This window comes from Marinobacter sp. C7 (genome assembly GCF_022343555.1).
In the GTDB taxonomy this organism is placed as follows: domain Bacteria; phylum Pseudomonadota; class Gammaproteobacteria; order Pseudomonadales; family Oleiphilaceae; genus Marinobacter.
This window is the reverse complement of sequence record NZ_JAKQZH010000004.1, coordinates 79,915-103,533: the sequence shown is the minus strand read 5'-3', so window position 1 is coordinate 103,533 and position 23,619 is coordinate 79,915. Positions and strand designations below refer to the sequence as shown.

The window sequence follows — 23,619 nt, the reverse complement described above, 5'->3', positions numbered from 1 at the left end:
CGAATGATGACCGACCTGCCATCCTACCTCAGCGACTCCGCCAGAGTTGATTCCGCTGCGATCAAACCGTTACCAAGCTCACGAAAAATCTACGTGAAGGGTAGTCGATCCGATCTTCGGGTGCCTATGCGGGAAATTACTGTGCAGGACACACCGACCGAAATGGGCGGTGAAAAAAACCCTCCGGTGGTCGTTTACGACACCTCCGGTCCCTACACCGACCCGGACGCCAACATTGACCTGCGCAAGGGCCTCGAGCCGATCCGCGCCGGCTGGATCGCCGAACGGGGCGACGTCGAGCAGTTGGACGACTACACCTCCGAATTTACCCGCCGGCGCATGAAAGACCCGCAGCTGGACCCGCTCCGTTTCATGGATGAGCGCAAACCCCTGCGGGCCAAGCCGGGCCGGAACGTTTCCCAGATGCACTATGCCCGCCAGGGCATCATCACTCCGGAAATGGAATACATCGCAATCCGGGAGAACATGAAGCTCCAGGAAGCTCGTGACCAGGGCCTGCTGGACCAGCAACACCCGGGCCAGTCCTTTGGCGCCAACCTGCCGGCGGAAATCACCCCGGAATTCGTCCGCAACGAAGTCGCCCGCGGTCGCGCCATCATCCCTGCCAACATCAACCACCCGGAAATCGAGCCGATGATCATCGGTCGCAACTTCCTGGTGAAGATCAACGGCAATATCGGCAACTCGGCCGTGACCTCGTCCATCGAAGAGGAGGTGGAAAAGCTCACCTGGGGCATCCGCTGGGGCGCCGACACCATCATGGACCTGTCCACCGGCAAAAACATCCACGAAACCCGGGAATGGATCATCCGCAACTCCCCGGTCCCCATCGGCACCGTGCCGATTTACCAGGCTCTGGAAAAAGTCGGTGGCGTGGCCGAAGACCTGACCTGGGAAATCTTCCGGGACACTCTGATCGAGCAGGCCGAGCAGGGCGTGGACTACTTCACCATCCACGCTGGCGTGCGCCTGCATCACGTCCCGCTCACTGCCAACCGGGTTACGGGCATCGTCTCCCGTGGTGGTTCCATCATGGCCAAGTGGTGCCTGGCCCACCACAAGGAAAGTTTCCTGTACGAGCACTTCGAAGATATCTGCGAAATCATGAAGGCCTATGACGTCTCCTTCAGCCTCGGCGACGGTCTGCGCCCCGGTTCCATCGCCGATGCCAACGATGCCGCCCAGTTCGGCGAGCTTGAAACCCTGGGCGAACTCACCAAGATCGCCTGGAAGCACGATGTCCAGTGCATGATCGAAGGCCCCGGCCATGTGCCCATGCATCTGGTGAAGGAAAACATGGACAAGCAGCTGGAGTGCTGCGACGAAGCACCGTTCTACACCCTCGGCCCGCTGATCACCGATATCGCCCCGGGCTATGACCACATCACCTCCGGCATCGGCGCGGCGATGATCGGCTGGTACGGTTGTGCCATGCTCTGCTATGTGACCCCCAAGGAGCATCTGGGGCTGCCCAACAAGGACGATGTGAAGACCGGCATCATCACGTACAAGATCGCCGCCCACGCTGCTGACCTGGCCAAGGGGCACCCGGGCGCCCAGATTCGCGATAACGCCCTCTCCAAGGCCCGTTTCGAGTTCCGCTGGGAAGACCAGTTCAACCTCGGCCTCGATCCGGACACCGCCCGGGCCTACCACGACGAAACCCTGCCCAAGGACTCAGCCAAGGTAGCGCACTTCTGTTCCATGTGTGGTCCCAAGTTCTGCTCCATGAAAATCTCCCAGGAGGTCCGGGATTACGCGGCAGAAAACGGGCTGGACGAGGTTTCGGCAATCGATGCCGGGATGCAGGAGAAGTCCCGGGAGTTCGTGGAGTCTGGTGGGAAAATCTATGACAAGGTCTAACAGTAGTGATTTTTATCTCCCAAACTGGTAGTTCCGGAGTGTGAACCGGGGACGAGGTCCCGTTCAGAAAACGACTGGAGACGTCCCTGTGCGTCTCGGGCTCCGCCATCCATGGCGGAGCTCAAGCGCCACAGGGACGTGCCGCCAGGAGCGTGTTTTGGAGAACCTGCCGCAATGGCTGCCTTCCCCCGGAACTTGAAGGCTTGGGGCGGAACAAGAGGACCCGAGTCGAAGCAATAGACTTGCACTGAAGTAAACCCAGAGGCTATCGTTCAAAGTCGATTACCAACCGGGGTGAACGATGACCGAACCGTTCCAGTTCAAAGACAGCGACGTCAGAATCGAAAAACGCGAAACCGTCTTCCAGGGCTTCTTCCGCATGGACAAACTGTGGTTGACCCACCCGCGTTTTGACGGCCGTGACATGCCGGTCTTTACCCGGGAACTCTTCATCCGTGGTGACGCCACATGCGTGCTGCCCTACGACTGCGAACGGGACGAAGTTGTCCTGCTCGAACAGTTTCGCCTGGGCGCCCTCGGGCGTAGCCAGTCACCGTGGTTGCTGGAGCTTGTCGCCGGCATGAACGAAGAGGGGGAGTCCCCGGAAGATGTTGCCCAACGCGAAGGTCAGGAAGAGGCCGGGCTGACCTTCAGCCGGCTCGACAAGATCTGTGACTATCTGGTGTCCCCGGGCGGCAGCACCGAAATGATTCACCTGTACTGTGGACACATCAGCACCCGGGATGCTGGCGGCCTGTATGGCATGGAGCACGAACACGAAGATATTCAGGCCCACGTGTTTCCTGCGGAGGAGGCCATAGCCATGATCCACGATGGCAGTATCAACAACGCCGCCGCTATCATCGCGCTGCAATGGCTTGAACTGAACCGTTCAAGGCTCCGTGAAGGAAAGCAGTGATGACCGAGTGGACCATGAAACCCAAGCGCTACGTGCCGGATCTCCGGCAGCTGGGTGCCCTGTGCGACGGCAACTACCAGCGCCTGCACAAATTGCGTCGGCTGGAGGCTGATGGCAAACCTGTTTGCGAGTTTGAGTTGCACCGGGAGAACCAGTACCTGGGCCGGGTCCGGATCAAGGTCTTGCAGACCGCCAGGTTTACCGAAACCCTGCTGCTGGAACAGGTCCATAATTCAGGTCGTTGGCTGAACAATCCCCAGATGACCGTGCGGGTCTATCATGACGCCGCCATGGCCGAGGTGATCAGCTGTTACCGGGACCGGCAGATTGCCGCGGTCAACGACTATCCCAACCGTTTTATGCATCACCCGGACGAGAAGGTCCAGGTGAATGGCTTCCTTGCTGACTGGCTGGATTACTGCTTGCGTTTCGGCCATCTGCCTATGGAGCACGCCGCCTGGCCGGCCGGTGAGGGCGTGGACTGACGCTCTGGTGCGGATGTGTCATAGTTGTCAAAAATAGCAATATGTTGACGACGACTGGCGGGAATGTGACTCCGGTTGCAAATGCCGGTGCCCTTTTTTGAAGCGTTCGTCGTACACTTGTCCCTGTTTCAAGTGGTTGCATCAGGCTAAACAGGTTCGCCATGACCAGACCGGAAGAGGCCCGTCCCTTGCGGGTACTCCAGATAACAGACCCCCATCTGATGGCCCGCGAAGACGGCGCCTTGCTGGGCGTGAACACGCGGGACAGTCTCTCGGCCGTGGTCCAAGAGGTGTTGCGGACGCATGGGCAACCGGACCTGATCCTGGCCACCGGTGATCTGGCTCAGGACGCATCCGAACGGGCCTACCGCGTCTTTGGCGACAGCCTTTCCTCCTTTCACTGTGGGTCAGCCTGGCTGGCCGGCAATCACGACGACTCAGGCACGCTCAGCCGCATTGCCAGGGAGTACCAGGCCGACCGCCGACAGGTGCTTCAGGGCGGCTGGCATTTTGTTCTGCTGGATTCCTCTGTGCATGGCAAGGTTTACGGCGAGCTGGCGGACAGTGAGCTGGAATTTCTTGAGGGGGCTCTCACTGAATATCCCGACACTCCGACCCTGGTGGCCCTGCATCATCACCCGGTGGATATCGGTGCTGACTGGATGGAGAAGATCGGGCTGCGCAACCGGGAGGCTCTCTGGGCGGTTTTGGAGCGTCATCCCCAGGTTCGGATCGTCCTGTGGGGCCATGTCCACCAGGAGCATGAGGAAATCCGCAACGGGGTGCAGCTGCTCGCCACACCCTCCACCTGCATCCAGTTCACCTCCGGTGCCAGGGATTTTTCCGTGGAGCCACTGGCACCGGGTTACCGCTGGTTGGAGCTCGAATCTGATGGGCATTTCAGGACCGAGGTCCACCGTGCAGTGGCCTTCGAATTCGAGCTTGATCAGAAAAGCGCCGGCTACTGAGTTGCCCGTTCGCCACGCTCTGCCGGCAACTGCAGGCTGCTCCTGAGTTCCCGGGCTGCTGAGACCATGGCCTCCAGAGCCGGTCGTACCTCTTCCCATTGTCGGGTTTTCAGGCCGCAGTCAGGATTGACCCACAACCGTTCAGCCGGAATCCTTTCTGCCGCCTTTTCCATCAGCGCAATGATCCCGGCCTGATCCGGTACGTTGGGTGAGTGAATGTCATACACACCGGGACCGATCTCGTTGGGATACTCAAAGTTCCGGAAGGCATCGAGAAGCTCCATGTCGGAACGGGATGTCTCGATGGTGATGACATCGGCGTCCATCCGCGCAATGGATTCGATAATGTCTTTGAACTCCGAATAGCACATATGGGTGTGGATCTGGGTTTCATCATTGACGCCGTTCGCAGCCAGGCGGAAGGCGTCTATGGCCCAGTCCAGGTAGTCCTGCCAGTCTGACCTGCGCAGGGGCAGGCCTTCCCGCAGGGCAGCTTCGTCAATCTGGATGATCCGGATGCCGGCACGCTCCAGATCCTGCACCTCCTCACGGATGGCCAGAGCCAGTTGCCAGCAGGTTTCCGCCCGGGGCTGGTCGTCCCGGACAAAGGACCAGTTGAGCATGGTAACCGGCCCGGTCAGCATGCCCTTCACGGGCTTGTCCGTCAGCGACTGGGCGTAGCGGATCCAGTCCACGGTCATTGCCCTGGGACGGGTGATGTCGCCAAACAGGATCGGCGGTTTCACGCACCTCGAACCGTAGGACTGTACCCAGCCGAATCGGCTGAAGGCATAGCCGTCGAGCTGTTCCCCGAAATATTCCACCATGTCGTTCCGCTCGGCTTCACCATGGACCAGGACATCCAGGCCCAGTCCTTCCTGTTCACGAATACAGTCGGCAATTTCCTGCCTGATGCGGGCCAGGTAGTCTCCCGTGCCCAGTTTTCCGGTCCGGTACTGTTGTCGTACCTGTCGGATGTCTCCGGTTTGTGGAAAAGAGCCGATGGTGGTGGTCGGGAACAGGGGCAGCTTCAGGGCTTTGCTTTGGCACTGCCGACGTGCCTCGAAAGCACTGTTTCTCCGACCCAGCTGGGGGGTAACTCGAGATATGGCCTCCCGGACTGCCGGATTGCGGGTTCTTGGTGACTGCCTGCGAGAGTCAACCGCAATGCGGTTGTCCCTCAGCTCTTCGTAAACGCTGTTCCGACCCTCGTTCAGGGCTTTGGCCAGTGTGGTCAATTCCCGGAGCTTCTGCCGCGCGAACGAAAGCCATTGCTGGATTTCCGGGTCAAGTGCGTCTTCACGCTCCAGGTCGACCGGAACGTGCAGCAGTGAACACGAGGGAGCCAGCCAGAGCCGGTTGCCGAGTCGCGCGTGCAGGGGTTCCAGCCAGTCCAGCGTGGCGCTGAGGTCGGTTTTCCAGATGTTCCGGCCGTTGATGACACCGAGCGACAGCACCTTGTGGGGCGCCAGCCAGTCTGCCAGCCGGTCGGCTTCCGGATGGGCGGAAACCGCGTCCAGGTGCAGACCGGCCACCGGCAGTTCGCAGGCGAGCTGGAGGTTTTCCCGAAGCTGTCCGAAATAGGTGGTCAGCAACAGCTTGGGGCGGGCCGCCTTGAGTTGATGGTAGGCAAAGGCGAACGCGTGGCACCAGCGATCGTCCAGTTCGGTGACCAGGGCGGGTTCATCCACCTGGACCCAGTCCGCGCCAGCCTCGGCGAGTTGATCGAGCAAGTCGCCATACACGGGCAGGAGTCGCTCGAGCAGTGCCAGGGAATCGCTGCCGTCCTTGGACTTGCCGAGCCGGAGATAGGTGACCGGGCCGAGAATCACCGGCTTGGCACGGTGTCCCAGTTTATGCGCCTCATTGAGTTGAGCCAGTATCCGGCTGCTGTCGAGCCGGAATTCCGTATCCCGGTAAAACTCCGGGACAATGTAGTGGTAGTTGGTGTCGAACCACTTGGTCATTTCGCCGGCCTGGGTTCCGCAGCAGGGATCGTCATTGGCCCCGCGACCCCGGGCCGCCCGAAAATACCGGTCGAGTCTGTGCCCGCCTGGCTGGCCTGTTCGTTCAGGCAGGTTTCCGAGGGTTTCGCTCATGTCCAGCACCTGGTCGTACAGGGAAAAATCGCCTGCCGGGACAAGATCAAGCTCTTGCTGGTCCTGCCAATGGCGCCGTCGCAGGTCGCGGGCGGTAATCTCCAGTTCCTCTGCGGTCAGTCGGCCTTGCCAGTGGGCCTCCAGCGCGAATTTCAGTTCCCGTTGGGCGCCGATGCGCGGGTAGCCCAGTGAGTGAGTGGTAACCATCGTGTTCTCCTGACGTCTGTCTGATTGGTGCTTCGAGTAAGAGTCGGTCAGGGTAGGTGGGCGACTGCATGAATAAAAATGGTATTATTTCACTATTCAATGAATTTAATTCACGAATAGGGGCGGCCCATGATTGACCGAAATCATCTTGAGATTCTGCGTGCCGTCGATCGCGACGGTTCCCTGACGGCGGCGGCAGAATCCCTGCATCTCACGCAGTCGGCACTGAGTCACTCCATTCGCAAGCTGGAGCGTTATCTGGGCACGCCTCTTTGGCTGCGGGACGGTCGTCAGTTACGCCTGACTCAGGCGGGAGTGTATTTGCTGTCACTGGCCAATCGGCTGTTACCCCAACTCGAGCACGCGGAAGAGGTTGTCGGCCAGTTCGCCAGGGGCCAGCGCGGGACGCTCCGGATCGGAATGGAGTGCCACCCCTGTTACCAGTGGTTGTTGAAGGTGGTAGGCCCCTATCTGGAGCGCTGGCCCGATGTTGATGTTGATGTAAAGCAGAAGTTCCAGTTTGGCGGGATTGGAGCCCTGTTTGGCCACGACATCGATATGCTGGTGACACCGGATCCGCTGCACCGCCCCGGCCTGGTGTTCGAGCCGGTATTCGATTACGAGCAGGTGCTGGTGGTCGGCCGGGACCATCACCTGGCCAGCCGGGATTGGGTTTGCCCCGGGGATCTTGAGCGGGAAACCCTGATCACCTATCCGGTTGAGGTGGAGCGCCTGGATATCTATACCCGGTTTTTCCTGCCGGCTCATGCCAGTCCGGCCAGGCACAAGACCATCGAGACCACGGACATCATGCTGCAGATGGTCGCCGCCGGGCGGGGCGTGTCGGCACTGCCGAAATGGCTGGTTGCCGAGTACAGTGACAAACTGCCAGTGACTCCGGTTCGTCTGGGGAAGGAAGGGCTGCCGAAGCAGATCTTTCTGGGCCTTCGTGAACGGGACTGTGAGGTTGATTACCTGAATTCGTTCATGAACCTGGCCCGGGAGGTTCGCTGGGGCTAGGCTCTTGCGGTAAACTGCGCGAAAAATTCAACAGGAAGCACAACCATGAGTGAGATCCCCGCAGACCTGAAATACATTGAGACCCACCAGTGGGTGCGGGTGGCGGATGACGGCACCGCTACCGTAGGTATTACCGATTTTGCCCAGGAACAACTCGGCGATGTGGTATACATCGGTGTGCCGGACGTCGGCGTGACGGTCAATGGTGGTGAAGAGGCCGGTGTGGCCGAATCGGTGAAGTCGGCCTCGGATGTCTTCAGTCCGGTGACCGGTGAGGTGATTGCGGTCAATGAGAACCTTGAAGATGAGCCGGAGCTGGTCAACGAGGATCCGTATGGTGACGGCTGGATGTTCAAGGTGAAGCTGGAGGATGCCGGCGAGCTGGACGGGCTGATGGATGCCACCGCTTACGCAGAGCATGTGGCTGCCGAGGAGTAACCGACTCAGGAGCATGCGCGTTTCAGGGTGGGCCTGCCGAAACACGCTCAAGCCCAGCTCTGGGACGCTTGGCGCCATACTCCGTGCAAGAGCAGTCGGGCAGGGCTTCCGAAAACACGCTCCTTGCGGCACCCCTGCGGGGTCCAGCCTGCAATCGCAGATTGCAGTCGTTCGGCTGGCGTATGAAGCTTCGCTTCATCAACACTTGGCCTCACCCATGTGACGCTTGAGCTCCGCCATCCATGGCTCCGCACAGTTTTCGAAAGCCCTGCCCGACTGCTCCCATGTCTGGTTGCAGTGGCTAATTGGCTATAATCTCGCATCCTTTGATTCCTTGTTTGGCTGGTGTATCTGATGAATTTCCCGATTTTGTATCTCCGAAAAGGCGCCGAGCGCCGCCTTCGTGCTGGTCATTTGTGGGTTTACAGCAATGAGGTCGATACCCGCCGTACGCCGCTAACGGAATTTCAGCCGGGCGACCAGGCCGAGCTGCGGGCATCCAATGACAAACCGTTGGGCACGGTGTTTGTGAATCCCCATGCGTTGATTTGTGGCCGGTTGATCAGCCGGAATCCGTCCCAGGGTATGACGCCCCAGCGACTGACCGAGCGGATGGAGCTTGCGCTGTCGGTGCGGGAGCGGTTGTTCGACAAGCCTTTCTACCGCTGGGTGTTTGGTGACAGTGACGGGCTGTCCGGGCTGGTGGTTGACCGTTTTGATGACACCGTGGTGGTGCAGATTTCCACGGCGGGCATGGAGCTGATGAAGGAGGCGATTGTTCGTGCCATCCAGCGTCTGGTACATGCCAAAGCGATCATCCTGAAAAACGACGGCAAGATGCGGAAGGTTGAAGGCCTCGAGGCCTATGTCGAGCAGGCCCATGGGCCGGAGGCGGATCTTCTGCAGGTTGAGGAAAATGGCGTTCGCTTCGAGGTGCCGTTGGCTGGTGGTCAGAAAACCGGGTGGTTCTATGACCACCGTATGAACCGTCAGCGTCTGCAGGCCTACGCACCGGGCAAGCGGGTGCTGGATGTGTTCAGTTACGTTGGTGGCTGGGGGCTGCAGGCGGCCTGTGCCGGCGCCACCGAGGTTACCTGTATCGATGCTTCTGCGACGGCAATTGATGCCGTGCATCATAATGCGAGGGTCAACGGGCTCGACAATGTCGAGACCATCGAGAGCGATGCATTCGACGCGCTCAAGGCACTGGCGGACGAGAAAGAGAAATACGACATCGTGGTGTTGGATCCGCCGGCCCTGATTCCCCGGCGGCGGGACCAGAAGGCCGGTGAGCAGGCCTATGCCCGCCTGAACCAACTGGGACTGCGGCTGTTGGAGCGGGATGGGGTGCTGGTTTCGGCGTCCTGCTCCATGCATCTGTCCCAGGAAAAGCTGATCGACATCATCCGCAGTAGCGGCCGGAAGATTGACCGGTTCGTGCAGTTGCTGGAGCAGGGTCATCAGGCCCCGGATCACCCGGTGATTCCAGGGATTCCGGAGACGGATTACATCAAATCCTGCTTTGTGCGGTCGTTGACTGGCTTCATGTGAGGTCTTGAATCTGGGGTCAGATGAAAGCGTTCATCTGACCCCTGCTTTTGATGCCGGCTCCACGCCTCCGGTCGAACCCGGGGTCGGATGAAGGCTTTCATCCGACCCCTGCTGTGGATCCAGGCTCCAAAACTCCGCTCAAACTCGGGGTCAGAAGAAAGCCTTCTTCTGACCCCACTTTTACCCTCATCCCCGCAACGAAATCACCGGCCACCCGGCTTCCTTCGCCAGCGCTTCCAGTTTCGGATCCGGATCCACCGCCACCGGGTTCGCTACCTGCTTCAGAAGTGGCACATCATTATGGGAGTCACTATAGAACCAGGCGCCTTCGAGGGTCCGGCCGTGGTGTTCCAGCCAGTCGTTCAGCCGGGTGACCTTGCCGTCCTGGAAGCTTGGTGTTCCCGCGACTTCCCCGGTGTAGCGGCCATTGACCAGCTCTGGTTCGGTGGCGATCAGATGCTCCACGCCCAGCAGATCCGCAATGGGTTCGGTCACAAAACGGTTGGTGGCCGTGATGATCATCAGTGTGTGGCCCTGCTGACGATGCCGGTCCAGCAGTTCCGCGGCCTTGCCCTGCATCATCGGGCGCACTTTCTTTTCCAGAAAGGCGTCCCGCCAGGCCAGGAGTTCCTCCATGTCATGCCGGGCCAATGGCTGCAGGGCGAAGCGGAGGTAATGGAAGATGTCCAGCTCGCCGTTCAGATATTCCTGGTAGAAGCGGTCGTTGGCCTTGCGGTATTCCTCGGCATCGACCAGGCCTTCCTCGACCAGAAATTCGCCCCAGGCATGGTCGCTGTCGCCAGCCAGCAGGGTGTTGTCCAGATCAAAAAGTGCGAGCGTCAAAGGGTGTCCTCCGCTGTTACAAGGGCTTTCAGGAAGGCCCACAGTCTACCACGACCTGTCGGCATCGGCTCCGTTTGCCGAACCCTTGGGATTCTGTAAGAATGAGAGCAACTTGGACAATTCTCGCCGGTCAGAATTTAACCGGCGGCCGACTTTTGCGAGGACTGTGCCGTGATCGATTCAGACGGTTTCAGACCCAATGTCGGAATCATTCTGGCCAACCACAGGGGCGAGGTTCTCTGGGCAAGGCGAATAGGTCAGGACTCCTGGCAGTTTCCCCAGGGTGGTATCAAGCACGACGAATCACCGGAGGATGCGCTGTACCGGGAGCTTGGAGAGGAAATCGGCCTCACAGCCAGCGATGTGGAAATCATCAGCTGTACCCGGGGCTGGCTGAGGTACCGTCTTCCAAGGAGGATGGTGCGCCATAACTCACACCCGGTGTGTGTGGGCCAAAAACAGAAATGGTTCCTGCTGAGGATGTTATCGCCGGACGCGCAAGTGCGTGTGGACGGCACGGATTCACCGGAATTCGACGGGTGGCAGTGGGTTAGCTACTGGTATCCGCTGGGCCAGGTGGTTTCATTCAAACGAGAAGTATACAGGCGTGCGCTGCGGGAGCTGGCTCCGCGACTGTTTTACAACATGGAACAGTGGCGGAAAGCCGAGCAGAACCGGCGCCTGAAGGATCACTCAAGATGATGGACTGACCCTGCCATGCTGAGCATACTGCGAAGTCTTGTACAAGAGGTAAACAGCGCCCGCGATCTGCAGGAGGCGCTGGATATCATTGTATCGCGGGTGCAAAAGGCCATGAACACCGAGGTCTGCTCCGTTTATCTGCTCGATCCCGCCACCAATCGTTATATCCTGATGGCCACCGAGGGTCTCTACCGCAAGGCGGTGGGTCAGGTGAGCCTGGGCTATTCGGAGGGCCTGGTTGGCCTGGTGGGCTCCCGGGAAGAGCCCATCAATCTGGAAGACGCCCCTTCCCATCCCCGTTACCGCTATTTCCCCGAAACCGGTGAGGAACGTTTCCGATCCTTCCTCGGCGTTCCGATCATCCACCATCGCCGGGTGCTTGGAGTGCTCGTGGTTCAGCAGCGGGAGAGCTCCCGCTGCTTCGACGAAGGTGAAGAAGCCTTCCTGGTGACGGTTTCTGCACAGCTGGCCGGGGTGATTGCCCACAGTGAGGCCACAGGCGCGATCAGCGGCCTCTCCCTGACTGGCGAGGAGGCCCGGGACGTCAGCTTCAACGGTGTGCCGGGTGCGCCCGGTGTTGCCATTGGCGACGGTGTTGTGGTGTATCCGGCGGCGGACCTTGATGTCGTCCCCGAGAAGCCGACCGACGATGTCGAGGGTGAGCTGAAGCTGTTCAAGGCTGCGGTCAAGGCGGTGAGGGAAGATATTGAGCGAGTGGCGAAACGTCTGGCCAGCCAGCTTCGGCCGGAAGAGCAGGCGTTGTTTGACGTCTACCTGCGTATGCTGGGGGATGATGCACTGCCCGGTGAGGTTGCCAACAAGATAGCGGATGGCATCTGGGCTCAGGGGGCGCTGAAGCAGGTGGTCCAGCAGTATGTCCGTCACTTCGAGATGATGGACGATCACTACCTGCAGGAGCGGGCCGTGGACATCCGCGATCTCGGCCGGCGGCTGTTGTCCCATCTTCAGGAAGGCGAGCAGAAGCACCTGGTCTACCCGGAGAGGACGGTGCTGGTCAGCGAGGAACTGACGCCCGCCATGCTCGGGGAGGTGCCCAAGGGCCAGCTGGTGGGCCTGGTGTCCGTCAAGGGCTCCAGCAACTCCCACGTGGCGATCCTGGCCCGGGCCATGGGCGTGCCCACAGTCATGGGCCTCGTGGATATTCCGGTCAATCAGCTGGACGGCAAGGAGCTGATTGTTGACGGTTTTGAGGGGCAGATTTTCGCGTCCCCGTCTCAGGACCTCCGTGCCTTCTATCAGGCCATCTGTGACGAAGAGGATGAGCTCATCCGGGGCCTCGAGGCGCTCCGGGACAAACCCTGCGAAACCACCGACGGCCACCGTGTGTCGTTGCTGGTCAATACAGGGCTTATGACCGACGTGGTGCGTTCTCTCTCCCACGGTGCCGAGGGTATTGGTCTGTACCGCACGGAAGTGCCGTTCATGATCAAGGACCGCTTCCCGTCGGAACAGGAGCAAAGAGAATACTACCGGGAACAGTTGGAAGCGTTCGCCCCCAACCCCGTCACCATGCGCACCCTGGATATCGGTGGGGACAAGGCGCTGACCTATTTCCCCATCAACGAGGAAAACCCGTTCCTGGGCTGGCGCGGCATCCGCGTAACCCTGGACCATCCGGAAATCTTCCTGGTCCAGGTCCGGGCTATGCTGAAGGCCAGTGAGGGGCTCAACAATCTGCAGATCATGCTGCCGATGATCAGCAATATCTCGGAAGTCGAGGAATCGCTGCACCTGATCTACCGTGTCTACCACGAGGTGAGGGAAGAGGGTTACGACATCCATATGCCGAAAGTCGGCGTTATGGTGGAGATTCCGGCGGCTGTCTATCAGATCCGTGAACTGGCCGACCGGGTGGATTTCCTGTCCGTAGGCTCCAATGACCTGACCCAGTATCTGTTGGCTGTGGACCGGAACAACCCCCGGGTTGCACAGCTATATCACTCCTATCATCCGGCGGTGCTTCAGGCCCTGGTTCGGATCGCCCATGATGCCCACTCTGTCGGTAAACCGGTGGGGATTTGCGGTGAACTGGCCGGCGATCCCGGAGGGGCGTTGTTGCTGATGGCCATGGGCTACGATTCCCTGTCCATGAACGCGGCCAGCCTGCCGAAGGTGAAATCGGTCATTCGCAGCATCAACCGGGAGTGGGCCATGCAGCTGCTGGAAGATATTCTGCTGCTCGATTCTCCCCATGTGATCAAGAGTTGCGTGGATCTGGCATTGCGGAACGCCGGCTTTGGCCGTTACCTGCGTCCCGGAAGAACCTCCTCCATGGCTCTGTCTGAACAGGCCGTTTCCTGACAACCTGCTCCTTCCCGGCATTATAGGGTGTGTTTTCTAAATTCGACTGTTATGTTGTTGCCAAAGGATACCGACAACGACACAGTCCGGAGACTGACTGACTATGAGCGCCTCAACAGAACTCGAACGGAAACCCCGGATCGGCCTCGCCCTTGGCGGCGGCGGCCCGCTGGGCGGTATCTACGAGATCGGCGCGCTGAGGGCGCTGGACGAGGCACTCGACGGTCTGGACTTCAACAACATCGACGTCTATGTGGGCGTCAATGCCGGTTCCTTCGTTGCCGCCAATCTGGCGAACCAGATGACCACAGCACAGTTGTGCCGGATTTTTGTACGGAACGAGGCGGAGGTGCACCCGTTTCATCCGGAGGTATTCTATCGCCCCGCTTTCCGGGAGATAGGCAGCCGTTTGCTGGCGGTTCCGGGTCTTATGTCCACGGCCGTCAGCCGGTTCGTCAATAACCCCTACGATCAGAGTTTGCTCGAGGCACTGACGATCCTCGCCCAGGCGGCTCCGGCCGGTCTGTTCGATAACGAGGGTCTGCACGACTACCTCAAACGTGCCTTCACCATGCTCGGACGTACCAATGATTTCCGCGAACTGAAGCGCAGCCTCTATGTGGTGGCTGCGGATGTGGAAAGTACCGAAGCGGTCTGCTTCGGGGCGCCGGGGTTTGACCATGTACCGATTTCCAGGGCCATCCAGGCCAGTACGTCATCTCCCGGACTTTATGTGCCGGTGGAAATCGACGGTCGTTACTATGTTGACGGGACCTTGCGCAAGGGGTTGCACGCCTCGGTTGCCTTCGAGGACGGTGCCGACCTCGTGTTTGCCGTGAATCCCCAGGTCCCCATCGATGCCAGCGCCGCCGTGCGCGCGGGTTCCATGAAACCGGGCGAACTCACCCGCTCCGGCATGCCCAATCTGTTGTCCCAGACCTTCCGGACCATGGTTTATTCCCGCATGCAATCCGGTATTGCCCAGTATGCCCGGGATTATCCGGACCGGGAGATTCTTCTGTTTGAGCCGACACGGGACGATGCCAAGCTGTTCTTCTCGAACGTGTTCAGCTTCCAGAGTCGCCGGATGGTGTGTGAGCACGCCTACCAGATGACTCGCCGCGACCTGCTCAATCGGGCAGATGAACTGGAGCCAAGACTGGCCCGGTACGGTATCAAACTGCGTCGGGATCGCCTCGAGGACGAACAGAGGACCATCAGTACCAGTCTGTATGGGGAAATGTTGCCGTTGTATGTGGCGAAAGGTCGGAAGAAGCAGGCTGAGAAGGGTCGTCTGGCAGCGGGCCTGGAGAACGTCACGCACCTGTTTTCCAAGGCCCAGTGACTGAAAAGAAGGGGTCAGATGAACGCTTTCATCTGACCCCGCGGTTTCGATCTGACTCGGTGTTGGAGTCTTAAGTCGGGGTCAGAAGAAAGCTTTCTTCTGACCCCACCTTCACCTCAGAGAATATACCGGCTCAGATCCTCATCTTCCGACAATTCCCCAAGCTTCTCGTCTACATACTCTGCCGTGACCTCAAAGCTCTCGGTCACCTGATCGCCGGCATCGTACGAAAGGCTCTCCAGCAGTCGCTCCAGCACCGTATGCAGACGGCGGGCGCCAATGTTCTCGGTGGTTTCGTTGACCTTCCAGGCCACCTCGGCAATCCGGGCGATAGCATCTTCGCTAAAGGTCAGTTGTACTCCTTCCGTAGCCATCAGCGCTTCATACTGCTGAACCAGTGACGCATCCGGCTCGGTCAGGATCCGCTTGAAGTCATCGGGCGTTAGTGCCTGCAGCTCAACCCGGATGGGCAGGCGACCCTGAAGCTCCGGAATCAGGTCCGACGGCTTGGACAGGTGGAAGGCGCCGGAGGCGATGAACAGGATGTGATCGGTGCGCACCGAGCCGTACTTGGTGCTCACGGTGCTGCCTTCGATCAAAGGCAACAGGTCCCGCTGCACACCCTCGCGGGAAACGTCGGAGGAGGTGTTTTCCGATCGCTTGGCCACCTTGTCGATCTCATCCAGAAACACGATGCCGTTCTGTTCGACTGCCTGAATCGCTTTCTGCTTGATCTCCTCCTCGTTGACCAGCTTGGCGGCTTCCTCGTCCTTGACCTGTTTCAGAGCATCGGCGACCTTCATCTTCCGGGTCTTGCGCTTGTCCGAGGACAGGTTGGAGAACATGCTCTGCAGCTGGTTCGTCATTTCCTCCATGCCCGGCGGCGCCATGATCTCCACACCGGCACCGGTGCTGCTAAGATCGACTTCGATTTCCTTGTCATCAAGTTCACCCTCGCGCAGTTTCTTGCGGAACAGCTGGCGGGTGGATGAGTCATTGCCGGCCCGCTGGCTTTCCTCATTGAAATCCCGGGGCGGCGGCAGCAGGGCGTCCAGAATCCGCTCTTCAGCGGCATCGAGGGCGCGGCTTTCGTGGCGCTTCATTTCCTTCTCGCGCAGCAACTTCACTGCCATGTCTGCCAGATCGCGGATGATGGATTCGACATCCCGTCCGACATAACCCACTTCGGTGAACTTGGTGGCCTCGACCTTGAGGAAGGGCGCATCGGCCAGTTTGGCCAGCCGACGGGCAATTTCCGTTTTGCCGACACCGGTCGGGCCGATCATCAGGATGTTCTTCGGACTAATCTCGTCCCGCAGGCTGCTGTCCAACTGCATCCGGCGCCAGCGATTACGTAGTGCGATGGCGACTGCGCGTTTGGCCTCTTGCTGGCCCACGATGTGTTTATTGAGTTCGTGGACAATCTCTCTGGGAGTCATTGCTGACATGGTCGCTCCGGATCAATCTTTGGTGGGTAGCACTTCAACGGTGCGATTGTGGTTGGTGTAAATACAGATGTCGGCCGCAATATCCAGGCCTTTTTCCACAATCTCATGGGCGGAAAGTTCGGTGTTTTCCAGTAGGGCACGGGCCGAAGCCTGTGCGAAGGGGCCGCCTGAACCGATAGCGATCAGGCCCTGCTCGGGCTCGATGACATCGCCATTACCGGTAATGATCAGCGAGGCAGTCTTGTCTGCCACGGCCAGCAGGGCTTCGAGTCTCCTGAGTGCCCGGTCCGTTCGCCAGTCTTTCGCCAGTTCGACCGCGGCCCGGGTCAGGTTGCCCTGATGTTTCTCCAGCTGTGCCTCGAATCGCTCGAACAGGGTGAAGGCGTCTGCGGTGCCTCCGGCAAAGCCGGCCACGACCTTGCCGTTATACAGACGGCGTACCTTGCGGGCGTTGCCTTTCATCACGGTGTTGCCGAGGGAAACCTGGCCGTCGCCGCCCATGGCGACTTCGTCGTCTCGCCGGACAGAGAGAATGGTAGTCATTGGGGCTCCAATTGCCTGTTTGAAATTGGTATTCAGCAGTTATGGAGGCTTATGGTGGGAATTCAAGAGGTTTGGCTTTGGCAGTAGACCGGGTTTGGAGATCGTTCTCCAAAACACGCTCCTTGCGGCACGTCCCTGTGACGCTTGGGCTCCGCCATCCATGGCGCAGCGGAGCGTACAGGGATGTATTCACAGCGTGTTTCGGAACAACATCCCCGAAAGGTGCTTCCACCACTAGACGACGTCAGCTCTCTTTGGGAATCTTCCGAATCAAAGGCTGGATGTTCAGTGAAACCAGCTTGTCGATGGCTGAGTTCATCTGGCTGCGCGAGGTAAACGGCCCGACATTTACCCGGTACCAGACCGAGCCGTTGTCCAGGTCGATGCGCTGTACGCTGGCCCGTAGTCCCTGGAAGGCAATCTGGGCCCGCTGGCGCTCGGCGTCTTCACGGCTGCGAAAGGAGCCGGACTGGACCAGGTAATCGAAGTTCTGTTTGTTCGGGGAGGGGCTGTATTCCTCCACCTTGGGAGGCACCACCTCGGACTCAGGCAGCATTTCGTAGAAGCGGAAGTTCTGCTTTTTTTCTTCCCTGGTGGCAGTTTCCGGTGCCTTCTGGACTGGTTTTGGGTCTTGCGCCGCAGCTTTCGGTGGTTGTCCGGTGGTGGGCAGGGAGTTGAGGTACACGATAAACCCGATAAAGCCACCCACTGCCGCCAGAGACAGAATCCATTTCAATGACAGGCCTCCTTGTTGCCGGTGCGCAGGTGCTGCGGGCCGGGCACGCTGTTTCGAGCGTGCAGGCTTTGCAGGCGCCTTCTTTGGCGTGGCGGAAGACCGGCTGGGCCGGTCTTTGCGGGCGTAGTCTCGGGCCATTGTGTTGTCTTACATCTCTTCCGGTGCACTCACGCCCAGCAGGTTCAGGCCGTTTTCAATCACCTGGCGCACCGCCAGGTACAGGCTGACGCGGGCATCGCGCAGGGCGGTGTCTTCAATCAATACCTTGTGGGCGTTGTAGTAGGTGTGGAACAGGCCGGCCAGTTCGCGCAGGTAATGGGCCACGTGGTGTGGTTCCCGCTGCGCGGCGGCGTTGGCAACCAGCTCGGGGTACTTGGCCAGCTGGTTGGCGATTTCCTTTTCCTCGTCCAGTTTCAGGATCGACAAGTCGCCTTTGCAATCGTGGAAGCCGCGAGTCGTGCCTTCTTCGGCCAATTTGCGCACCACACTGCAGATGCGGGCGTGGGCGTACTGAATGTAGTACACCGGGTTTTCGTTGGTTTGTGAACGGGCCAGGTCGATGTCGAAGGTCAGCTGGCTGTCCACCCGGCGGGCGGCCAGGAAGTAGCGGGTGGCGTCGCGGCCTACCTCGTCAATCAGATCGCGCACGGTGACGTAGCTGCCGGCCCGTTTGGAGATTTTCACTTCCTCGCCGGAGCGGGTCACCATCACCATCTGGTGCAGTACGTAGTCGGGCCAGCCTTGGGGAATATCGGCTTTCAGGGCCTGCAAGCCGGCGCGCACGCGGGTGACGGTGGAGTGATGGTCGGCACCCTGTTCGTTGATAACGGTGGTGAAGCCGCGCTGCCATTTGTCGAGGTGGTAGGCCACATCCGGCAGGAAGTAGGTATAGCCGCCGTCTTTCTTGCGCATCACCCGGTCTTTATCGTCGCCGAATTCGGTGGTTTTCAGCCACATGGCGCCGTCTTGCTCGTAGGTGTAGCCGTTTTCCTGGAGGCGTTTGACGGTGGCTTCCACTTTGCCGTCTTCATAGAGCGACGATTCCAGGAAGTAGACGTCGAACTTCACGCCAAAGGCCTGCAGGTCCAGATCCTGCTCGCGGCGCAGGTAGGCGACGGCGAACTGGCGAATGGCGTCCAGGTCCCCGGGATCACCCTTCGCGGCAACAGCCCGATCGTCGGCGATTACGGTGTCGCCGGCCAGGTAGGCCTTGGCCACATCGGTAATGTAATCGCCACGGTAACCATCTGCCGGCCAGCTCTCATCTTCGGGGGTCAAACCCTTCACCCGGGCCTGGACAGACAGGGCCAAGTTGTTGATCTGGGCGCCGGCATCGTTGTAATAGAACTCGCGGGTAACGTTGTAGCCATTGGCTTCCAGCAGTCGGCACAGGCTGTCACCGATGGCTGCACCACGACCATGTCCTACGTGCAGGGGGCCGGTGGGGTTGGCAGAGACAAACTCCACCTGGACCTTCTCTCCTTTACCACTGTCGTTGCGACCAAACTGGTCTGCCTGGTTCAGGATTGTCTCGACAATCTCGAAGGCGCTGGCCGTGCTCATGAAGAAGTTGATGAAACCGGGCCCGGCAATCTCCACCTTGGCCACCGCGTTGCTCTCCGGCAAACGGTCGACCAGCGCCTCCGCCAGCTGGCGCGGCGGGCAGCCTGCAGCCTTGGATGCAACCAGGGCAATGTTGCAGGCGTAATCGCCGTGGGCCTTGTCCTTGGTGTTACCTACTTGCGGGGTAAACGTCTGATCCGCGGGCAGGGTACCTTCAGATTGCAGCGCCGCCAGTGCAGACTGGAGCAGCTCGGAAACGGTCTCTTTCATGCTGTCAGATGACTCGGTTTTCAGGAGAATGGGTGTCAGGGCAGGGAGCCCGATGGAAATAGAAGGCGGGTATTATCGCGGAAAGTTTGGATGTAAGCAAAAAGCCCGGCACAGAGGCCGGGCGTTCAGGTTCAAAGCAATGAAATGAACTCTTCCACTGGGTCGCCATCGGGTGGAGTGATGACAACATTAAGACGGGGTGGCTCAGTATAAGTCGCGTCGGCCGCAGCATTCACGCAGGTCGTGTACTGCGGCTCTGGCACCAGGTCTGGATCGTCATTGATTGTCTTGGATGCCTGGGTCTCGTTCAGGATGGAGCCTGCAGTCGCGGTGAACTCGATGGTTGTTCCTGCTGGCGGGGCGACTGAAACTCCGCCGCCGACGAAGACGAAGGTAGAAACACAGTATTCGTTACCTGCGGGGTTGGTCAAAAGCGCTTCGACTCCATCCGAACTCGACTGAACGATCGCCCCCAATTCGTCGATCGTCGCGGGCTCGTAGGTGCAGTTGCTCGTCGGGAGATAACAGTCCGTTCCGGACACCAGGCGCTCGCCTTGTGTGTAGGCATAGATTTTCGGCCTTGCTTCCCTGGTTGCCAGGCTGGACCAGATGACAGTGCATTTTCCCGTATCATCAAGCACGCAGTCCGGAGTGATCGAACCGTTGGAAGTCGTGAAGTTGACGATGGTGTTGCCGCGAATGGCATCTCCATAGCGGTCTGCTGCAGAGATCATGACTTCGGTTTCCACACCGTCGATGCCCATGGCGTTGAGGATATGCCTGCTGAAGCTCATGGAAAAATTGGCATCGGTAGGGATATAAGAGTTGACTGCAATCGGTGCCGAGGTGGTGGAGATCGCCGCTCCCGATGCGCTTGTGGTGCTCGCCACCACTCTGACAATTTCGTTGGTTGTTCCGGCCTCGACAGTCGCCACGACCTGCCCGGCATCGTTTGTGGTTGCGCTGGTTTCAATCAGAGAGACATTGGTTGTGGAAGGGAATAGTGTGAAAGTGACCTGGCTTCCGGGTACGCCATTCTCATCCGCGTCTTCAAGGGTGAACGTCACCTTGGACAGGCTCTTTCTGCTCTCAGTTGCCCGCCCCTTCGGCGCAATGGAGTTCGGCGTTGGCGCGGACGCTATCAGGTCGACGGCTTCTGCCGCTGCAATATTCAGAAGAACACTGGCTTCAGCCGCAGCCCCGTTGACCGTTGCGGTAACCACGTCCTGAGTACACCCCTTGGCAGTGTATGTGGTTCTGGCTATGCCTGAGCTGATCGTTACGGGGTTCGCAGAGAGTGATGCTTTTTGTGTGTCCAGGCAGCCGGAGCTAAAGCTCACGTCCATGCTTTCGCCGGTCACAGGGCTGTTGCCATCGGACGCATTAACTACCGTGACTTCAAGGTAAGCGTCACCGCCTGACCCCAATGAGGTGGTGGATGCAGAAATTTCCCCTTCAATGAAGGAGCTGCCTGAGCTTGATCCAAGGGCAAGGGATCGAGTCGTTTCACCGCTGGGCGCCCCGGAATCGCCAGTGCTGTTGTCGGTTGTATCTGTCGAGGTCTGCGGGGTGTCAGTGTTTACATTGACGATAGGGGTGGAGGCTTCGTCACCTCCGCAAGCCGTAAGCATGATAGCGAAAGACAGTGCTGACGCACGCGCAAGGAATTTCCCTGACATACCAATCTCCATAGGTTCCATTTGGTTTTAGGCTGTCCATACAGCGAATTCCCTGCCGGAATATCGCGTATATGATTTTTGCAATTAAAATTCTTTTAATAGAACGCCGGGATATTAGCACAGGGGTGCGTTGGCCAAATTCCATTTGCCGTCAGGTTTGCAAAAGATCGTTAAATTTCAGTGATGTGTGACGTTGGCCTACCCAATCTCCAGCGGATCGACATCCACCATCCATTTCACCTTGGGGGGCAGCCTTTGCTGGTCCAGGTGTTGGCAAATGCCGGAAAGAACCGCATTGAGCCGGCCTCGATGACTGCTGAGCAGCACCAACTGGGCGCGGTGGCGATCGGCGCGCCGGGCAATCAGGGCGGGCAGAGGGCCCCAGGTTTCGATGCCGGGGCCAGTTGCCGAGGGTTTGATGGCATCCAGCAGTTCCAGGCTGTTCTGCATGGTGTCAGCTTCGGCCCGGAAGATGGCCATGTGCCGGAACGGCGGGAACTGGCCCTGTTCCCGCTCTGACATCAGCTGGTCGGCGATGCTCAGGTAATCCTCGCTGCACAGGGATTTCAGCAATGGATGGTCGCTGTGGCAGGTCTGGATCAGCACTTTGCCCGCCTTGTTGCCGCGGCCGGCTCGCCCGCTGACCTGGAGCAGGGTCTGGATAAGTTGCTCGGGCGCGCGGAAATCCACGCTGAACAGCCCACCGTCAGCATTCACAACCACTACGAGAGTCACATTCGGGAAGTCGTGGCCCTTGGCGAGCATCTGGGTTCCCACCAATACGCAGGGAGCGCCGCTGTTGACCTTGTCGAGAATGGCCTGGATGCTGCCTTTTCTTTGGGTGCTGTCCCGGTCGACCCGCACCACCGGTACCGACGGGAAAGCTTCGGATAGCGTGTCCTCGGTTCGTTCGGTGCCCTGGCCAACCGGTTTGAAGGCCTCGCTCTGGCACTTCGGGCAGTGGCTGGTCGCTGCCGCCTGGTAGTCGCAGTGGTGGCAGCGCATGGCGCGATCCCGGCGATGATACGTCAGCCGGGTATCGCAGCGGGGACATTCGACCATGTGGCCGCAGTCAAAGCACATCATGACCGGGGCGTAACCGCGGCGGTTAACGAACACCAGTGCCTGTTCACCCCTGCCGAGTGTTTCCCGGATGGCATTCAACGCAGGGCGGGAAAGGCCCCCTTCCAGCGGACGGCTGCGGATATCGAGCAGGCTCAGGGTAGGCGGTACCGCTTTCTTCGCCCGCTCTTCCAGTCGCACCAGTCGGTACTTGCCCTGGCGGGCATTGTGGTAGGACTCCAGGGATGGGGTGGCGGAGCCCAGTATGATCGGACATTGGTTCAGGTGGGCCCGGTAAACCGCCAGGTCCCGGCCGGAATAACGGAAACCTTCACCCTGCTTGTAGGAGCTGTCATGTTCCTCATCGACGATGAGTGTTTCGAGGCTGGTGAAAGGCAGGAGGACCGCAGAGCGGGTGCCGATCAGGATGACTGGTTGGCCGCGTCGTACTTTGAGCCAGGTGTTGAGTCGGTCGCTGTCATTCAGTGCCGAATGCCAGACTACGATACGTTCGCCAAAGTAATGCCGGAAACGGGCAACGGTTTGAGGTGTCAGGTTGATTTCTGGTACCAGAACCAGTGCCTGGCCCTTGTCGGTCAGGCATTCCTTGAGATAGTGCAGATAGATTTCAGTTTTTCCACTGCCGGTGATCCCATACAGCAGGGTGGCATCGAAACCTTTCGGGCCGGTGGGAAGCTCGCTTGCGGCACACTCTTGCGCCGGTGTCAGGGACGGTCGAAGGCCTTGGGCTTGGGGGGCGGTTACCGGGTTATCGTCTTGCTCTGTTCTCTCAATCAGCCGCTTTTCCGCCAGGCCATTGATCTGGGCGCGGGTAAATCCGGCCTTGATAATGCTGCTGGCACTGGCGGGCGCCGGTTGTTGGCAAAGCCACTGGAGCAGGGCTTTCTGGCGATGGGCGTTGGCCGGTAATTCGCTACCCGAGCTTGTTGCTGTCCAGCTATCGTCCTCTTTTTCCCGGGCGGGACGGCCCCGCCGAAGGGCGGGCGGTAGCGCAGTGAACAGGCATTCTCCGAGCGGGTGCTGATAGTAGGTGCTGGCCCAGCTCAGAAGTTCGAAGGTTTCCGCTGGCAGTGCCGGCCAGTCTTCAAGAGCATGACTGATGGTTTTCAGGCTGATCCCGCTGGGTGGCTCGACATCCGTTTCCACCACCAATCCTGTCAGCTGTTGGCGCCCGAAAGGTATCTGGACCCTTTGTCCGCGGGTAACCTGCATGCCTTCAGGCACAAGGTAGTCAAAGAGTCTCCGTAATGGCCGGTTCAGAGCGATTCGTGCGGTTCTGGGCACTCGGGACTCCATTTGTGGTGGCGTTGTGATTTTCACTTAGGGGCCGGACCCGGCAATGTGGCCGGGTCGCGACTGTATGGAAAGGGTGGGGCGCCCGTAAGGCTTGCCTGTCACAGGGATTGCAAGTATGATTCGCGGTCTGTTTTCGGCTGGGCATGATTGTGCCTCGCCTTTCACTTTGATTCAAACATGCGGTGCCAGGCGCCAGGGATGCATTCCCCGTGACCGGG

At 59.4% G+C, this 23,619-nt stretch carries 18 protein-coding genes; 10 read left to right on the top strand and 8 right to left on the bottom strand.

The genetic code is table 11. The features are described 5' to 3' along the window. Positions 1–6 precede the first annotated feature (6 nt). From thiC to cpdA, 4 genes are all read left to right on the top strand, one after another. Complete coding sequence (thiC, locus tag MD273_RS16575; RefSeq protein WP_239038982.1) at positions 7–1,884, top strand: phosphomethylpyrimidine synthase ThiC; 1,878 nt, start codon at positions 7–9, stop codon at positions 1,882–1,884. 301 nt (positions 1,885–2,185) lie between these two features. Further along, positions 2,186–2,803, top strand: a complete 618-nt coding sequence (locus MD273_RS16570; protein WP_239038922.1) for an NUDIX domain-containing protein — start codon at positions 2,186–2,188, stop codon at positions 2,801–2,803. Further along, positions 2,803–3,288: a DUF1249 domain-containing protein gene (locus MD273_RS16565; protein WP_239038921.1), complete on the top strand. Its 486-nt coding sequence runs from the start codon at positions 2,803–2,805 to the stop codon at positions 3,286–3,288. The genes MD273_RS16570 and MD273_RS16565 overlap by 1 nt, the downstream gene beginning before the upstream one ends. Before the next feature lie 161 nt (positions 3,289–3,449). Beyond that, positions 3,450–4,256, top strand: coding sequence for a 3',5'-cyclic-AMP phosphodiesterase (gene cpdA, locus MD273_RS16560; protein ID WP_239038920.1), 807 nt, complete (start codon positions 3,450–3,452; stop codon positions 4,254–4,256). On the opposite strand, the gene metE is transcribed toward cpdA, so the two are convergent. Continuing rightward, positions 4,250–6,562 carry a 5-methyltetrahydropteroyltriglutamate--homocysteine S-methyltransferase gene (gene metE, locus MD273_RS16555; protein ID WP_239038919.1) on the bottom strand — a complete coding sequence of 771 codons (2,313 nt, stop codon included), beginning with the start codon at positions 6,560–6,562 and terminating at the stop codon, positions 4,250–4,252. The two genes, cpdA and metE, sit on opposite strands and share 7 nt — an antisense overlap. Before the next feature lie 129 nt (positions 6,563–6,691). Between metE and MD273_RS16550 the strand changes: the two genes are divergently transcribed. The 3 genes from MD273_RS16550 to MD273_RS16540 all read left to right on the top strand — a co-directional run bounded on the left by MD273_RS16550 (position 6,692) and on the right by MD273_RS16540 (position 9,571). Then, positions 6,692–7,582 (top strand): LysR family transcriptional regulator, encoded by an 891-nt coding sequence (locus MD273_RS16550; protein ID WP_239038918.1) that lies wholly within the window; start codon positions 6,692–6,694, stop codon positions 7,580–7,582. Positions 7,583–7,627: 45 nt separating this feature from the next. Then, positions 7,628–8,020 carry a glycine cleavage system protein GcvH gene (gene gcvH / locus MD273_RS16545; RefSeq protein WP_239038917.1) on the top strand — a complete coding sequence of 131 codons (393 nt, stop codon included), beginning with the start codon at positions 7,628–7,630 and terminating at the stop codon, positions 8,018–8,020. Positions 8,021–8,374: 354 nt separating this feature from the next. Beyond that, positions 8,375–9,571: a class I SAM-dependent rRNA methyltransferase gene (locus MD273_RS16540; RefSeq protein WP_239038916.1), complete on the top strand. Its 1,197-nt coding sequence runs from the start codon at positions 8,375–8,377 to the stop codon at positions 9,569–9,571. 186 nt (positions 9,572–9,757) lie between these two features. Here the strand turns inward: MD273_RS16540 and MD273_RS16535 are convergent, their stop codons facing one another. Then, entirely contained in the window at positions 9,758–10,414 is a 657-nt protein-coding gene (locus tag MD273_RS16535) for a histidinol-phosphatase (protein WP_239038915.1), read from the bottom strand. Between the two features lie 171 nt (positions 10,415–10,585). Between MD273_RS16535 and MD273_RS16530 the strand changes: the two genes are divergently transcribed. From MD273_RS16530 to MD273_RS16520, 3 genes are all read left to right on the top strand, one after another. Next, positions 10,586–11,116 (top strand): RNA pyrophosphohydrolase, encoded by a 531-nt coding sequence (locus tag MD273_RS16530; protein ID WP_239038914.1) that lies wholly within the window; start codon positions 10,586–10,588, stop codon positions 11,114–11,116. Between the two features lie 15 nt (positions 11,117–11,131). After that, positions 11,132–13,438 carry a phosphoenolpyruvate--protein phosphotransferase gene (gene ptsP / locus MD273_RS16525; RefSeq protein ID WP_239038913.1) on the top strand — a complete coding sequence of 769 codons (2,307 nt, stop codon included), beginning with the start codon at positions 11,132–11,134 and terminating at the stop codon, positions 13,436–13,438. A 103-nt stretch (positions 13,439–13,541) separates the two neighbouring features. Next, positions 13,542–14,783 (top strand): patatin-like phospholipase family protein, encoded by a 1,242-nt coding sequence (locus tag MD273_RS16520; RefSeq protein WP_239038912.1) that lies wholly within the window; start codon positions 13,542–13,544, stop codon positions 14,781–14,783. Positions 14,784–14,899: 116 nt separating this feature from the next. Here MD273_RS16520 and hslU read toward each other — a convergent pair whose 3' ends face one another. The 6 genes from hslU to MD273_RS16490 form a co-directional block, all read right to left on the bottom strand. Continuing rightward, positions 14,900–16,231: an ATP-dependent protease ATPase subunit HslU gene (hslU, locus tag MD273_RS16515; protein WP_239038911.1), complete on the bottom strand. Its 1,332-nt coding sequence runs from the start codon at positions 16,229–16,231 to the stop codon at positions 14,900–14,902. 12 nt (positions 16,232–16,243) lie between these two features. After that, entirely contained in the window at positions 16,244–16,774 is a 531-nt protein-coding gene (hslV, locus tag MD273_RS16510; RefSeq protein ID WP_239038910.1) for an ATP-dependent protease subunit HslV, read from the bottom strand. Positions 16,775–17,018: 244 nt separating this feature from the next. After that, positions 17,019–17,648 (bottom strand): SPOR domain-containing protein, encoded by a 630-nt coding sequence (locus MD273_RS16505; protein ID WP_239038909.1) that lies wholly within the window; start codon positions 17,646–17,648, stop codon positions 17,019–17,021. Between the two features lie 9 nt (positions 17,649–17,657). Beyond that, positions 17,658–19,343: an arginine--tRNA ligase gene (gene argS, locus MD273_RS16500; protein ID WP_239038908.1), complete on the bottom strand. Its 1,686-nt coding sequence runs from the start codon at positions 19,341–19,343 to the stop codon at positions 17,658–17,660. A 131-nt stretch (positions 19,344–19,474) separates the two neighbouring features. After that, the gene (locus tag MD273_RS16495; protein WP_239038907.1) at positions 19,475–21,022 is read right to left on the bottom strand and encodes an Ig-like domain-containing protein; all 1,548 of its coding nucleotides are present in this window, start codon (positions 21,020–21,022) and stop codon (positions 19,475–19,477) included. 198 nt (positions 21,023–21,220) lie between these two features. Continuing rightward, a complete protein-coding gene (locus MD273_RS16490; protein WP_251068338.1) occupies positions 21,221–23,401 on the bottom strand; it encodes a primosomal protein N' in 2,181 nt (726 codons plus the stop codon). Positions 23,402–23,619: the final 218 nt, after the last annotated feature.